The sequence below is a fragment of the Novosphingobium sp. APW14 genome (assembly GCF_032337075.1).
GTDB lineage: Bacteria > Pseudomonadota > Alphaproteobacteria > Sphingomonadales > Sphingomonadaceae > Novosphingobium.
Window position 1 is genome coordinate 94,945 of sequence record NZ_JAVYAB010000004.1, and the last position, 14,357, is coordinate 109,301.

Genomic DNA, 14,357 nt, shown 5'->3' on the forward strand with positions numbered 1-14,357 from the left:
AGGAGTAGCCCCATGTCGCTTCGCCTCCCCACCCTGCTCGCCGCGGCCGCGCTGACCCTGTCGGCACCGGCCCTGGCCCATGTGAAGATCGCCAGCGCCAGTCCGGCCGAAGGCAGTACGGCCAATGCCCCCAAGGCCGTGGTGCTGAATTTCTCCGACGCGCTGAACCCGGCCAAGTCCGGGGTGGAATTGGTGATGACGGCCATGCCCGGTCATGCCAACCACGGGATCATGCCAATCAAGAACTTCGTCCCGGTCTGGTCGAACGGCAACAAGACGCTGACGCTCAACCTGCGCCAGCCGCTGCGCACCGGCACCTATGAGGGGCGGTGGCAGTCGACTGGCGGTGATGGTCACAAGATGACCGGCAAGCTGACTTTCAACGTCAAATAACCGCAAAAGTTACTGAACCGGACGTCCACAGAGCACTTCGGCAATCTGCACGGCATTAAGGGCGGCACCCTTGCGCAGGTTGTCGCCCACCACGAACAGCGCAAGGCCGTGTTCGACCGAGCGATCGGGGCGGACGCGGCCCACCAGCACCGGGTCGATCCCGGTTGCAGCAAGCGAATCCGGTGCCGCCGTCACGACCACGCCCGGAGCCGCTTCGAGCAGTTCGAGCGCGCGCGCGGCCGAGATCGGGCGTTCGAATTCCACATTCACCGAGATGCCGTGGCCGGTGAAAACCGGCACGCGCACGCAGGTGCCCGAAACCGGCAGACCCGGGATATTCAGGATCTTGCGGCTTTCATCGCGCAGCTTGAGCTCTTCCTCGGTGTAGTCGTCCTCACCCAGCACATAGTTGAGCGGGGCGATATTGTGCGCAATCGGCGCGGCCCACTTTTCAGCGGCGGGCAGGAAATCGGCGTGGCCATTGCGGGCCAGTTCGGCCGCGCGGTCCCCGACATGGGCGAGCTGCTTGGCCAGGATTTCGATCCCGGCCAGGCCAGCACCCGACACCGCCTGGTAGGTTGAGGCGACCAGCCGCTTCAGCCCCGCCTCATCGTGCAGCGGCTTTAGCGCGGGCATGACTGCCATGGTGGTGCAATTGGGGTTAGCAACGATCCCCTTGGGGATGTTGGCCAGGGCATCGGGGTTCACTTCGGCAACGACCAGTGGCACGTCCGGATCGCTGCGCCAGGCCGAGCTGTTGTCGATCACGATCGCTCCGGCCGCGGCAGCCTTGGGTGCCAGGGCCTTGGAGGTGGAACCCCCGGCCGAGAAGAACACCACGTCAAGCCCGGCAAAGTCCGCCGTCTCGGCATCTTCGACGGTCACCGGCTGGCCGTTGAAATCCACCTGCTTACCGGCAGAGCGGGCAGAGGCGAACAACCGCAGCGTACCAACCGGAAAGTTCCGCTCTGCCAGCAGTTCGCGCATCATCGAGCCGACCAGCCCGGTTGCACCGACCACGCCGACGTTCAGTTGCTGGCTATCGGAAAATCTCTGCACCATGTGTCACATCTCCAGTCTTTGCGGGAGCTGCGGTAACCTGGCGCTTGCTGATGAAGGCCCCGCAGCTTGCGCGGGGCTTGGTTCGTTTGGATTACGCCTTGGTCCAGCGCGCACCACGAACCGCCCCGCCGCAGCGAGTCGGTTTAATGGTAATCGGCTTGGTAATGGCCATCAGCATGACGCGAGCCCCTAGCCGTGCTGCACTGCAATGTAAACGGCGTATTTGCGCCTTAGACAGCGGCGGCGGCGGGAACCGCGGCCAGCATGCGCATCCGCGTTGCCGTTATCTGATCAAGCAGGTTGTGGATCAGGTTGAGATCGCCCCGACTGAGCCGGCTGGAACGGCTGAACGCTTCAACCGCAGAGTCAAGCTGGTCGACCATGTCCGATAGTTCCGCCGCGATCGCATCGCGCAGTTCGCCGCCGGCAAGTTCTGCGGTATTGGAAAAGAACTGCGGCTCGGCCCGCCTGACGATAGTCGGCACCCCGGCCAGTTGGCCCAGCTCGGCGGTCAGCGCATCCAGCAGTTGCCACTTGCGCGGAATTTCGCCCGACATGTCGCGCTGGGTTGCGGCGTCGGCAGCGACCATTTCCGGCTGTTCCGGCGGCTGGACCGGCGCGGAGCGCAAGGCGCGGAAGAAGTTGAACGCAAGCGATGCCATCGCGGCAAGGTTTAGGTGACCTTGCCTAACAGTTCGTAAACTCTGCCCGGGACGCTGCACCCTCTTGCACTCGACCCGCCGCGCCGCCACCATCGCGTTTCAAATTGCAATGAGAGGTGCCCCGCGATGGCCGATGCCGAGTACACGCCGCCCAAGGTCTGGGCCTGGAACAAGGAAAACGGTGGGCAATTCGCCAGCATCAACCGGCCGGTTTCCGGCGCAACACATGACAAGGAACTGCCGGTCGGGCAGCATCCGTTCCAACTCTATTCGCTGGGCACCCCCAACGGCCAGAAGGTGACGATCCTGCTGGAGGAATTGCTGGAGGCCGGGCATGCCGGAGCGGAATATGACGCCTGGCTGATCAACATCCGCGAAGGAGACCAGTTCGGATCGGGTTTCGTGGCGATCAATCCCAACTCCAAGATCCCCGCCCTGATGGACCGTTCGGGGCCGGAACCGATCCGTCTGTTTGAAAGCGGTGCGATCCTGCTGCACCTGGCCGAAAAGTTCAGCGCCTTCATCCCGGCCGACGCTAAGGGCCGGGCAGAATGCCTATCGTGGCTGATGTGGCAAATGGGCAGCGCGCCGTTCATCGGCGGCGGTTTTGGGCATTTCTATGCCTATGCCCCGTTCAAGATCGAATATGCGATCGATCGTTATGCGATGGAAACCAAGCGGCTGTGCGACGTGGTCGACAAGCGCCTGGCCGAGGCGCGCTTCCTGGCCGGCGATGAATACTCGATCGCCGACATGGCAGCCTTTGCCTGGCTTGGGCTGCTTTATCGGGGCAAGGCCTATGGCGATGCGGCAACATTCCTGTCGATGCACGAATATACGCATCTGGGCCGCTGGGTGGAAGAAATCCTGGCTCGTCCCGCGGTAAAGCGCGGACTGCGCGTCAACCTGCCGACCGGCGTGATCGAGCGTCACTCTGCTGCAGATTTCGATAATTTGCCAGAAGAGCAATAGCCCCCTTCCCTATGCCGCGCGGCATGCTAAAGGCCGCGCGGTTGCTGGGGCGTAGCCAAGCGGTAAGGCACCGGTTTTTGGTACCGGCATGCGAAGGTTCGAATCCTTCCGCCCCAGCCAGCATCCTCTTCGCTCATTTCGATACAGCGCTCGGCTGATCTTTCACCGGCGTGGGTATGGCTTGCGCCAAGGCTTCCCTTGCGCACGGCCAAGGCATTGTTCCGGACAAATACCTAGGACACTCCTAAGCCCGGAGCAAAGTCCGCAGCAATAACTGCGTCTGGATTCAGCCACTTGGGGACCAGACGGGAATGCTAAAGCGAATCAGCCCCTCACAGGTCGAAATGGGCATGTTTGTGCACAAGCTGGAAGGCAGCTGGTTCAAGCACCCATTCTGGAAGTCGAAATTCATTCTCGACGATCCGGGCACTCTCGATGACCTTCGCGATGCCGATATCGATGCAGTCGTGATCGACATTTCGAAAGGCTGCGACGTATTGCTCCGGCGTGGCGATGCGCCAGCCGTGCGATCCGCGCCAGTTTCCGCACCCAAGCCACTCTTGCAGCGGCGCCGGGTTGCTGCAGCGAATACCCCCGCGCAATTTGATTATCGTTCAACCGCGCCGCAAACCATGGCCCGCGAATTTGGCCATGCCGCACGCACTGCCGACCGCGGACGCAAGGTGGTCACCAAGGTGTTTCTCCAAATGCGACTGGGCAAGACAATCCCGGCGCAAGCGGTAGAGCCGGTGATCGAAGACATCTTTGCATCGGTCCAGCGCAATCCGCATGCCTTTAACGGCTTGATGCGGTGCAAGCAGGACAACGAATTTCTTTATCGCCATGCACTGGCCTGTTCGGCCTTGATGATCTCGCTTGCGCGCGCACTGAAGCTCTCGCCAAACGAAATCCGTGAAGCCGGACTGGCCGGGCTGATGTTCGATGTCGGGGTCAATCTGCTACCCGTTGATCTGGCTGATTTTGGCAACGACCACCGCCGGCTGCCCGCTGAGTTGCTGATGCAGCACGCCGAACTTGGGGTAAACTTTCTGGAAGCCAGTGGTCTTCCCGCTGCAATCAGCATGGTTGCCCGCCACCACCACGAACGCAGCGATGGCCAAGGTTATCCCGCGCGGCTGAACGGCAGCGATATCCCGCTGCTGAGCCGGATGGCCGCGATCTGCGACGCCTATGATGAGCTGGCCAGCTTTATGCCCGGATCCGGCGTGGTTGATCCCGGAACGGTTCTCCAAACCATGTCGGCCCAGCGCGGCCGCTTCGATCCCGAGGTCTTTGCGGCATTCGTGCAGTGCATGGGCACCTTCCCGATCGGAACTTTCGTCGAACTCAAAAGCGCGCGCTTGGCGCTGGTGATTGACCAGAACCCGACCGACATCAGCAAGCCCACGGTCCGCCCGTTCTTCTCGCTGACTACAGGCAAGAGCCTGCGCAGCGAGGACATAGACCTGGCAAACTGCTTCGGGGCGGACGAGATCGTCGGTCTTGCCGATCTGTCCCGCTTCGACCCTGAGGAAACGATGAAGCTGCGCACGCGCATGCTGGCAAGTCTGGCCAAGGGAGGCTAGCAGCAACCGAGTACAGCAGGCTTGAGAAGGCGCACCAAGCGGCTAGTCTGTTCGCCACAGGAGAGCCCACCCATGCAAGCAGTCCAGGCCTTCATCGCCGCCAATGGCGGCCCCGAAGTCATCCAATGGCAGACGGTTGATCTGCCCGCCCCAGGACCAGGCCAGGTGCTGTTGCGGCACGAGGCGATCGGGCTGAACTTTATCGACACCTATCTCCGTACCGGGCTTTACCCCGCGAAGCTGCCCACTGGCCTGGGGTTTGAGGCAGCCGGCGTAGTCGAAGCCGTGGGCGAAGGGGTTGGCCACCTTGCTCCGGGCATGCGGGCCGCCACTTTCGGCGGCGCACCGGGGGCCTATGCGACGGCACGGATCGTCTCGGCTCGCGACGTTTACGCCTTGCCCGACGGGGTCGATTCCCAAACTGCAGCAGCCGCCTTCCTCAAGGGGGCGACGGCGGAAATGCTCGTGGAGCGCTGCGCCCCGGCTGCGGCAGGCGAATGGGTGCTGGTCCCGGCAGCGGCAGGCGGCGTTGGCCAGTTGTTGTTGCAATGGCTGCAGGCGCGCGGGGTGCGGGTGATCGGGACAGTCGGTTCGCCAGACAAGGTCGCCCTGGCTCAGGCCTGCGGGGCCGAGGCCGTATTCCTGTCGGGTGACCCCGATCTTGTCGCCAAGGTTCGCGAGATCACGGGCGGCAAGGGCGTGCGCGTTTCCTATGACGGGGTCGGCATGGCCAGCTGGCGCACCTCGCTGGATTGCATGGCCCCGCGCGGCACGATCGCGAGCTTTGGCAATGCCAGCGGTCCGGTGACCGGGGTGGCCCTGCGCGACCTGGCCACGCGCGGCTCGCTGTTCGTCACCCGACCCGGCGTCTATGACTATTACCGCGATCCGGAAGAGGCTCGCGCCGGGTCAGCCCGGGTCTGGGATATGGTGGCCAAGGGCGTGCTCAAGGTCTCGATCGGCCAGACCTATGCCCTGACCGACGCGGCCCAGGCTCACATCGACCTGGAAGCACGCAAGACCGTGGGATCGACGCTGCTGCTGCCCTAGGTCGCGCCTGCTGACCCCATGTCGCGATAGAAACCCGCCTGCATCCCCATCTGCAGATGCTGCTGCACCCGCACGATTGCATCGGCGCGGGTGATGTTGCCATCATGGTTCACGTCCAGCCCCTGGTTCTGTGCATATTGCACCGGAAAGGGACCATTGCGCCCGAACAGCACCGTTGAATCCGGCTTGCCAATCCCGCCCGGCCACAGGATCGCCATGTAGATATCGCCCAGGTTCTTCAGCCGCCCCTTGTTGGGGGCAAAGTACTGCCAGACATAATGCAGCTGGTCCTCTGCCGTCATCTTACTAAGGGCTTCGGTGCTGGTACCCATGGCCGATGCGGTCGACGGCATGAACTGGATCAAGCCAATCGCGTGCGACGTGGTGTTCATAACCTTGGCGCTAAAGGTTCGGGCTGATTCCCAGGCCATGCAGGCCATCAATCCGCTGGCATCAAGCCCAAGGTCCTGCTGGATCCAAAGGACCCGATCGCAGAACGTCTGGCTAACCTTGTTTCCCCAGGCCAATTGCATGTCACCCTCCACCATTGCCTGCCGCCTTGCAGCATGATGGCGCGAGTGTTTCAGATCATGCAAATCCGCACAATCCGATGAATTCCCTAGGTATTTTCGGTCGCAAACCAGATCACATGTCGGGGGCCCTTGCCCTTGCCATTGGCATCATAGCGGGCACGGACTTCGACCTCGTCGACCGTGAAGCCGACGCTTTCCATCCGGCGGACGAACTTGTCGTCGCGTTCGGCTGACCAGATCGCCAGCACGCCACCGGGGGCAAGCGCCTTGCGGGCGTTGTGCAAGCCGGCCTTGCCGTAAAGCCGGTTGTTTTCGGGGCGGACCAGGCCGTCAGGCCCGTTGTCGACATCAAGCAGGATTGCATCGAATGGATCGGGCGCGAGCAGGATTGCATCGCCAACATCATCCATCCGCAGCGTCACGCGCGGATCATCGAGGCAGCCGGCAGCCACTTCGGCCATCGGCCCACGCGCCCACTGGATGATTTCGGGCACCAGTTCGGCCACGGTGACACGCCCCTGCGGCCCCAGCCGGGCCAAGGCGGCGCGCAGGGTGAAGCCCATGCCATAGCCGCCGATCAACAGGTTTGGCGCAGCCTTGCCCTGCAGCCGGTCGAGCGTCATCGTTGCCAACGCCTCTTCCGAGCCGCGCATCCGCGTGCTCATCAGCTCGTTATGGCCCATCACGATCATGAAATCGCGACCGTGGGCGAAGAGCTTCAGCTCCTCGCCGCCGGGGACCTGGGCGCTGCCCAGCAGCTCACGCGTGATCACGCCGCGCGCTGGCCGCGGTCGACCGCTTCAGCGTTGAGCATGTCGGCCAGCAGGAAGGCCAGTTCCAGCGACTGCGCCGCATTGAGCCGCGGATCGCAGTGCGTGTGATAACGGTCGGCCAGCGTTTCGGAACTGATCGCCACGGCCCCGCCCACGCACTCGGTCACATCCTGGCCGGTCATCTCGATGTGGATGCCGCCCGCGTGGGTGCCCTCGGCGCGGTGGACGGCAAAGAAGCCGCGCACTTCGCGCAGGATCCGATCGAACGGGCGGGTCTTGTAACCGCTGTCCGCCTTGATGACGTTGCCATGCATCGGATCGCAGGACCAAACCACCGGATGGCCTTCGCGCTTCACGGCGCGGACCAGCGGGGCCAGGCCGGCCTCCACCTTGTCATCGCCAAAGCGGCTGATCAGAGTGATCCGGCCAGCTTCGCGGCCCGGGTTGAGCAAGTCCAGCTGGCGCAGCAGTTCATCCGGCTGCAGGCTGGGCCCGCACTTAAAGCCGATCGGGTTGCCAACACCGCGCAGGTATTCGACATGGGCCGAACCTTCGAAACGCGTCCGATCACCGATCCACAGCATATGGGCCGAGGTATCGTACCAGTCGCCAGTCAGCGAATCCTGTCGGGTCATGGCCTGCTCATAGGGCAGGTGCAGCGCCTCGTGACTGGTGTAGAAGCTAGTCCCCTGCAGCTGCGGCACAGTGCGCGGGTCGATGCCGCAGGCTTCCATGAAGTCCAGCGCCTCGCCAATCCGGGTGCTGATTTCGGCGAACTTGTCCGCCCAGGGCGAGCGGCCCATGAAATCAAGCGTCCACTGGTGGACCTGGCGCAGGTTGGCATAGCCGCCAGTCGAAAAAGCACGCACCAGGTTTAGCGTGGCCGCCGACTGCGAATAGGCCTGCAGCAGGCGCTGCGGATCAGGAATGCGGGCCTCGGGCGTGAACTCGATCCCGTTGATGTTGTCACCCAGATAGCTCGGCAGCTCAACGCCATCGATTACTTCGACTGGCGAGCTGCGCGGCTTGGCGAACTGTCCGGCCAGCCGCCCAACCTTCACCACCGGCTGTTTGCTGGCAAAGGTCAACACGACCGCCATCTGCAGCAACACGCGGAAGGTATCGCGGATGTTGTTCGGGTGGAATTCGGCAAAGCTTTCGGCGCAATCGCCGCCTTGCAGCAGGAAGCCCTTGCCCGCGGCAACCTGGGCCAGATCAGCCTTGAGGGCGCGCGCTTCCCCGGCAAAAACGAGTGGCGGGAAAGTGGTCAACGTACCGGTTACCTTGCCCAGCGCTGCGCTGTCTGGATAGACCGGCAAGTGCCGGGCTTCACATGCCTGCCAGCTTTCGGGGGTCCAATTACTTGCCACTTTACTGCTCCTTTTCGAGCGCGCGCCATAGCGCCGCCCGACCGCAATTGCAAAAGACGAAAAGCCGATCAGCCAGATCGAGAAATAAAATGTCGTCTAGCGACCTTCGGCAGGAGCGACAGCCACCGGCTTCGCCCCCATGACCGGGGCACCGGCAATTGCCGGCCCCTGCGGCATGATTTGCAAACGCCATGACCGCCCCGGCTGAAGGTACTTGCGGGCAAGCGCCTGCATCTGCTCCGGCGTGGTCCGGGTATAGTCCGGCAGCAGGGTGCGCAGGCCCGCGAATTTGCTCGGCTCGCTTGACGCCCCTTCCAGTTGGAACATGAAAAAGGCGCTGCTGGTGCTGGCGCGAGAAATCTGCTGGCGCAGCGGTTCAACCACGCGCTCCAGCTCGTCGGCGCTGGGTGGACGGGCTACGAGGTCCGCAGCGATCTCTTCTGCCGTGGCAAAGAACATCGGCACGGCCTTGGTTGAAATCTGGGCCATTGCGGTCAGCGAGCCACCATTTTCCAGGTCTTGCGGCCAAGCATTGAAAACCTGCGGCGCATAAGCCTCACCCAGCTTTTCGCGCATCGCATCAAGCAGGCGGTTCTGGAACAGGTTAGACAGAATTTCGAGCTGACGGCTCTCGGCAATGCCAGCCATTCCGCCCCCGGTGGGCCAGCTGATCACCGCCCCGGCCTGGCTTGGATCGCCGCGGTGATTGAGCACCACCGGCTGGATCGAGGGCGGCAAGGTTGCCACCCGCGCCGAAGCCAGCGGCGCGGTAAAAGGCTGGCGCGGGGCAAGCGCGCCGAAGCTGCGTTCAAGCGCGGCGACGGCCTGTTCGCGGGTGAAATCGCCGAACAGCTGGACCTCGATCGGGCCCTGTTCAAGGATCGGTTGCCAGACCTGGCGGAACCCATCGGGGGTGGCGGCTTCAACCTCTTGCGGGGTTGGCGTGCGAAACCGCGCATCGCGCCCGCGCTGGAGGAATTCGAGATCGCGTTCGAGCACGCCCTGGGGTGAGGCAGAGAAGCTCTCGTAACGCAGTCGCGCCGCGGCCTTGGCGCGCAGCACCGGCCCACTATCCCAGCGCGGCTGGGCGAACTTTTGCGCGAATAGATAGAGCTGATCGGCCATGTCGCTTGACCGGGTATCGGCCGAGAACTGGAACGAGGCATCCTGGATCGCGAAATCATAGCCCATCTTGCGGCCAGTGCTGATCCGGTCGAGCTCTTCCTGGCCAAGCTGGCCCTGCCCGGAACCGACCAGCGCCATGTCGCCCAGCGCGATATAGGCCGCATCCCCGCCTGTGAAAGCGCGGAAGCCGGCACCGAACCGAACCTTGACCGAGACCCGGCCCGGCTCATCTGTGGTGGGCCAAAGCAAGACCTTCACCCCATTCGCGAATTCCAGTTGCTCGATGCCGAGGATCCCGGTTTGGGTCTGACCAACAAGCTTGCCCGGGGCACCCAGCGCAGGCATTTCGGCGAAGGACACGGGCTTGCTGTCAGGGCGTGCCTTCGGATCAGCCACAGCCGGTTTGGCCAAGGCCGCAGCCAATGAAGCAGCCTCGGCCTCACCGGCCCTGGGTGTCACGTAAACGGCGCGGGTAACGGCCCCCTTGAACAGAAGGCGGGTATGATCCAGCACGGCCTCGGGCGTAAAAAGGCTGCGCGAGGTGTTGAAGATTTCCAGCACGGTTTCGGGCGAGGCAATTGTCTCTCGAATGTCCAGAGCGGTGACCATGTCATCCGCCAGCTTGGCCCCAGCGAGCAAGCGGCGCTGCTCAACCGCGCTTTCGAACGCCACGTTGAATTCAGCCACTTCGCGTTCAATTTCGTCTTCGCTGGGTGGCGTCGCCAGGGCATCGGCAATCACGCCGCGGACTTCGGATAGAGACTTGGCCCAGTTCTCATCCAACGGGGTCACCGAAACAAACGTCGCATCCGCGGAGCGGCTCACTTTTTCTTGGTTAATCTGGGCAAACAGGAAGCTGCCGCCCGCGCGCGCGCGCGCCTCCAGCCGCCGGTTGATGATCGCCTGGGCCAGCGAATCCAGCATGATCCCCTGATTGTAGGCAATCGTATCCTGCACCGGTCGCCACGGCCGCATAACCGCAAAGGTTACGCCGCGCGGCAGGTCCGGTTCCACCACCACGCGGGTCGGACCCACTGGATTATCCGGACTGCTTCCATTCGGAGCAACCGGATCGCCAAATGACGGTGCCATCGCCGACTTGCCGACGGTGGGCCAGTCGGCAAAGTGCCGGCGCACCATTGTCTCGATTTCAGTCGTCTCAACATCGCCAACCACAATGATCACCGCGTTTTCCGGGCGGTACCAGCGCTGGTGAAACGCACGAACTGAAGCCTGGTTTGCTGCCTGTAGGGTTTCAGTCGTGCCGATCACCGGGCGGATCGCCAGACGCTGTCCTGCAAACAAGGTCTGCTGGGTTGCCTCCGCAACTCGTTCTGCCAGGCCACCCCGCTCGCGCTTTTCAGCCAGGACAATCGGTACTTCGGTGCGGACGTTCGCTTCGGTCAACGCCGGGGCAATCATCATGCCGGACAGCAGCTTGAGCGATTCATCAAGCTTGTCCGGCGTCGCATTGGGCAGGTCTAGCTTGTAAGTCGTCGAGACTGGGCTGGTCTCAGCATTGGTGTCACTACCGAAGGTTGCGCCAAGACGCTGCCAGGTTGGAATTGCCGCCGCCTCATTCAGGTAACGTGACTGCCTGAAGACAAGATGCTCCAGCAAGTGGGCAAAGCCGCGCTCACCATCCTCTTCATGCAGCGAGCCGACATCCATCCGCACGCGGATCGCGACCTGCCCCGGCGGTACACCATTCTTGCGAACGGCATAGCGCACGCCGTTGGCCAATTCGCCGAACACCCATTCCTTGTCCTGCGGAACGTCGCTGCCGCGATAGAGCCAGGGGGCCGAGGTCGACTTGGCCGGCGCCGCGGTGGCCGCTGGCGTCTTGCGCGCCTTGGCGGCGACGCTGGTCTTGGCGGCGATCGGCTGGACGCCCAGCGCAAGCAGCGGAAGAACAAGGACGAGACGGCGCAGCGCGCTGAACGATGATCGCATGGTCTGGCTATAAGCCCCGCAAAGGTGAAGGGCCAGTGAATAGCCTGCGGTCTTCTTCGGTTCCCCAAAAGCAAAAGGGGGCGGTTGCCCGCCCCCTTCGCGTTTTTTGCCGTGTGGCTCAGCTTACCACTTGAAGCGGAGCGAGGCGCCATAGGTGCGCGGCTGGTTCGGATAAGCCGAAACCGAGCCCGACTGCGCCACCGAATCGAAGATCTGGATCAGGTAGCGGTTGTTGGTGAGGTTGCGGCCCCACAGGCTGAGTTCCACGCCATTGGTCATGGCATAGGTGATCGAAGCGTTGATTTCGCTCACTTCGCGGGTGAACGGGCGGGCCGCATCGAAAGCCGGCTGGTTCGAAATCACCTGGCCCAGCGCGTTGCGCTGGATGAAGGCCGGCAGGCCTTCGGTGATCTGGACTTCCGATTCCATGTGCCAGTCACCACGCAGGATCACGCGGTCACCATTCGCCAGTTCCTGGTTCCACTGCGCACCAACCGTGGTCGACAGTTCGGGGATACCGGCCGGGCGGGTGCCCGAAAGATCACCCACGGCAGAAGCGGTGAAGCTGTCATACTTGGGATCAAGATAGACCATCGCAACATTCAGGCTAAGCGCCTTGGTTGCCTTGATCGTACCATCGAATTCGATCCCGCTGGTCGACTGCTTGCCGGCGTTCGCCAGCGCAAAGCCGGTACCGGTGAAGACGTTCGACTGGAAGCCGGTGATGGTCTGCTTGAACAGCGTCAGGTTGGCGCTGGCCATGCCCCAGTTAGCCTTGATGCCCAGTTCGAACACCTTGGCGTTTTCCGGACCGGCATAGCGCGAACCCGTAGTCAGGTTGGGCAGAGCCAGGCCAGCGGTACGCAAGGCAGGCAGGTCGCTCGCTAGCGGGCGGCTGTCACGCGAAAGGTTGAACGAGCTCGCCTTGAAGCCGGTGGCATAGGACACATAGGTGTTGATCGTGTCGCTCAGTTCCCAGGCGAGACGCGCGGTCCAAGTCCACTTGCCATCACGCGACTTGCCGTTTTCAACGGCGTTCGGGATGTTCAGGAACGGCGGCAGGAACTGCAGCGCGCGCAGGCCAAGCAGCGAATTGACCGCCGGGTTGGTTGCATTGGCATTGGCATAGGCCGTCGAACCCGAGACAATGGCGCCATAGGCAGTCGGCTGTGCGGCGGCGAACGCCGCGATCTGGCTGGCGTTAGCCGTGCCGACGCCAAGCAGGCTGCCGACCTGGGTGGCGATTGCCGTGCTGCGGATCACCGCGCCACCAATCGTCACGAAGTCAAGCGCCGAGAAGGTATCGGTGCTGACCGTCGCGGTGGTCACGTCCTTGCGGTCCTTGGTGTAGTTACCACCAAGGGTCAACGTCAGCTTGTCACCCAGCTTGACGTCAAGGTTGCCGAACAGCGACCAGGCCTGGTTGTCCATCTGGGTGTTGTCGAAGATGCCCTGGCCGGTCTTCTGGAAGGTCCCGACGGGAACGCCCAGGATCGCTGCTTCAACCTGCGAGATCGCACCGTTCGCAAGCAGGTTCGCATAGGGGCGGAACTGCGTGCCATAGGTCAGGGCGTTGTTGTACTTGACGTGTTCGTCAAAATAGAACCCGCCGATCATCAGGTCGGCAACGTCCAGGAAGCTGGCGTTCAGGCGCAGTTCCTGGGTCAGGGTATCGATGTTCACATCGCCGCGGTTCTGGCCGATCAGATCGCCGCTGGTGAAGTCCGAATCCTGGTTGGTCAGGTTCGAGCTGGAACGGTAGGCGCTGATCGAGGTCAGCTTGAGCGGGCCGACCTGGTAATCGATCTGGCCCGACAGGCCCCAATTCTGGATGTCGTTGGTCGACGGGAAGTTCGAATAGGACACCCCGGCGAACGGCGTCGCGCTGTTGTTGACCTTGCCGCCCAGTGCTTCGATCGCGGTGGTGGCCGCCGAACGGCGCACATTGACAACGGCGCAGCACACTTCGTTGATCTTGTCATAATCGGCGATCAGGCGAACCTTGAGCACGTCGCTCGGCTCGATCCGCAGCTGGCCGCGGACGAACCAGCGATCACGCTCGTTGGCGGTGCCATTGTAGCCCAGGTCAGTGATGTACCCATCGCGCTTGTTGATCCCGCCGGCGATGCTGGCGGCAACCTTGTCGCTGATCGGGCCGGTCACATAGCCCTTGAGGACCAGGGCATCGTAATTGCCATAGCTGGCTTCGACGCTGCCCTTGAAGTCAAACGACGGCTCGCGGGTGACCATCGAGATCACGCCGGCGCTGGCGTTCTTGCCAAACAGGGTCGACTGCGGGCCGCGCAGCACTTCAACGCGCTGGACGTCAGGCAGGTCACCGATCTGAGCCGCGGTGCGGCTGCGGTAAACGCCATCGACAAACACGCCGACCGAGGGCTCGATGCCGGGGTTGTTGGCGCCATTGCCGAAACCGCGGATGATGAAGTTGGTGTTGGCGCTCGACTGCAGCTGCGATACGCGCAGGGCCGGAACGAGGGTCTGCAGATCCTTCAGGTCGCGGACCTGGGCGCGCTCGATCGTTTCGGCAGTGGTCACCGAAACGGCGACCGGCACGTCCTGCAGGGTCTGCTCACGCTTGGTCGCAGTAACAACGATTTCGTTGCCTTCGGCGACATCGGTTTCAGCTGCGGCGGGAGCCGGCTGGGCTTCCTCTACCTTGGCTTCCTGAGCGTAAGCGGTTACGGGAAGGGCGACGGCGCCGAGCAAGGCGGCGCGGATGAGATGCTTTTTCATGGAGCGGCCCTCTAGCGCCTACGAAACAAAATACCAATACCGCACAAGATACCGATTCACTTGCCCGCAAGGTCCGCTTCGGCTAGGGGGCGCGCCAGCAAATGTTGCGGCGCAGCAAGATCGC

The 14,357-nt window shown here is 62.9% G+C and carries 11 protein-coding genes and 1 tRNA gene; 5 read left to right on the forward strand and 7 right to left on the reverse strand.

The window, feature by feature from the left end:
• The first annotated feature begins 12 nt into the window (after positions 1-12).
• Positions 13-393 carry a copper resistance protein CopC gene (locus RQP55_RS06565; RefSeq protein WP_315609390.1) on the forward strand — a complete coding sequence of 127 codons (381 nt, stop codon included), beginning with the start codon at positions 13-15 and terminating at the stop codon, positions 391-393.
• A 9-nt stretch (positions 394-402) separates the two neighbouring features.
• Here RQP55_RS06565 and RQP55_RS06570 read toward each other — a convergent pair whose 3' ends face one another.
• Entirely contained in the window at positions 403-1,455 is a 1,053-nt protein-coding gene (locus RQP55_RS06570; protein ID WP_315609391.1) for an aspartate-semialdehyde dehydrogenase, read from the reverse strand.
• Positions 1,456-1,685: 230 nt separating this feature from the next.
• Positions 1,686-2,117, reverse strand: a complete 432-nt coding sequence (locus tag RQP55_RS06575; protein WP_315609392.1) for a hypothetical protein — start codon at positions 2,115-2,117, stop codon at positions 1,686-1,688.
• A gap of 126 nt (positions 2,118-2,243) precedes the next feature.
• On the opposite strand from RQP55_RS06575, the gene yghU reads away from it, so the two are divergent.
• The 4 genes from yghU to RQP55_RS06595 all read left to right on the forward strand — a co-directional run bounded on the left by yghU (position 2,244) and on the right by RQP55_RS06595 (position 5,725).
• Positions 2,244-3,089, forward strand: coding sequence for a glutathione-dependent disulfide-bond oxidoreductase (gene yghU / locus RQP55_RS06580; RefSeq protein WP_315609393.1), 846 nt, complete (start codon positions 2,244-2,246; stop codon positions 3,087-3,089).
• Between the two features lie 45 nt (positions 3,090-3,134).
• A tRNA-Gln gene (locus tag RQP55_RS06585) sits at positions 3,135-3,209 on the forward strand.
• Between the two features lie 191 nt (positions 3,210-3,400).
• A complete protein-coding gene (locus tag RQP55_RS06590) occupies positions 3,401-4,675 on the forward strand; it encodes an HD-GYP domain-containing protein (RefSeq protein WP_315609394.1) in 1,275 nt (424 codons plus the stop codon).
• A 72-nt stretch (positions 4,676-4,747) separates the two neighbouring features.
• The gene (locus tag RQP55_RS06595; protein ID WP_315609395.1) at positions 4,748-5,725 is read left to right on the forward strand and encodes a quinone oxidoreductase; all 978 of its coding nucleotides are present in this window, start codon (positions 4,748-4,750) and stop codon (positions 5,723-5,725) included.
• On the opposite strand, the gene RQP55_RS06600 is transcribed toward RQP55_RS06595, so the two are convergent.
• The 5 genes from RQP55_RS06600 to RQP55_RS06620 all read right to left on the reverse strand — a co-directional run bounded on the left by RQP55_RS06600 (position 5,722) and on the right by RQP55_RS06620 (position 14,233).
• On the reverse strand, positions 5,722-6,258 hold the full coding sequence (locus tag RQP55_RS06600) for a transglycosylase SLT domain-containing protein (protein WP_315609396.1): 537 nt from the start codon (positions 6,256-6,258) through the stop codon (positions 5,722-5,724). The genes RQP55_RS06595 and RQP55_RS06600 overlap by 4 nt on opposite strands.
• An 86-nt stretch (positions 6,259-6,344) precedes the next feature.
• Entirely contained in the window at positions 6,345-7,031 is a 687-nt protein-coding gene (locus RQP55_RS06605) for a spermidine synthase (protein WP_315609397.1), read from the reverse strand.
• Positions 7,028-8,401 (reverse strand): class II 3-deoxy-7-phosphoheptulonate synthase, encoded by a 1,374-nt coding sequence (locus tag RQP55_RS06610; protein ID WP_315609398.1) that lies wholly within the window; start codon positions 8,399-8,401, stop codon positions 7,028-7,030. The genes RQP55_RS06605 and RQP55_RS06610 overlap by 4 nt, the downstream gene beginning before the upstream one ends.
• 96 nt (positions 8,402-8,497) lie before the next feature.
• Positions 8,498-11,479, reverse strand: a complete 2,982-nt coding sequence (locus tag RQP55_RS06615; protein ID WP_315609399.1) for a M16 family metallopeptidase — start codon at positions 11,477-11,479, stop codon at positions 8,498-8,500.
• 123 nt (positions 11,480-11,602) lie between these two features.
• Positions 11,603-14,233: a TonB-dependent receptor gene (locus tag RQP55_RS06620; protein WP_315609400.1), complete on the reverse strand. Its 2,631-nt coding sequence runs from the start codon at positions 14,231-14,233 to the stop codon at positions 11,603-11,605.
• Positions 14,234-14,357 lie beyond the last annotated feature (124 nt).

Coding starts and splice junctions, on each gene's coding strand:
- RQP55_RS06565 (WP_315609390.1), top strand. CDS start 13: ATGTCGCTTCGCCTCCCCACCCTGCTCGCCGCGGCCGCGCTGACCCTG.
- RQP55_RS06570 (WP_315609391.1), bottom strand. CDS start 1,455: ATGGTGCAGAGATTTTCCGATAGCCAGCAACTGAACGTCGGCGTGGTC.
- RQP55_RS06575 (WP_315609392.1), bottom strand. CDS start 2,117: ATGGCATCGCTTGCGTTCAACTTCTTCCGCGCCTTGCGCTCCGCGCCG.
- yghU (WP_315609393.1), top strand. CDS start 2,244: ATGGCCGATGCCGAGTACACGCCGCCCAAGGTCTGGGCCTGGAACAAG.
- RQP55_RS06590 (WP_315609394.1), top strand. CDS start 3,401: ATGCTAAAGCGAATCAGCCCCTCACAGGTCGAAATGGGCATGTTTGTG.
- RQP55_RS06595 (WP_315609395.1), top strand. CDS start 4,748: ATGCAAGCAGTCCAGGCCTTCATCGCCGCCAATGGCGGCCCCGAAGTC.
- RQP55_RS06600 (WP_315609396.1), bottom strand. CDS start 6,258: ATGCAATTGGCCTGGGGAAACAAGGTTAGCCAGACGTTCTGCGATCGG.
- RQP55_RS06615 (WP_315609399.1), bottom strand. CDS start 11,479: ATGCGATCATCGTTCAGCGCGCTGCGCCGTCTCGTCCTTGTTCTTCCG.
- RQP55_RS06620 (WP_315609400.1), bottom strand. CDS start 14,233: ATGAAAAAGCATCTCATCCGCGCCGCCTTGCTCGGCGCCGTCGCCCTT.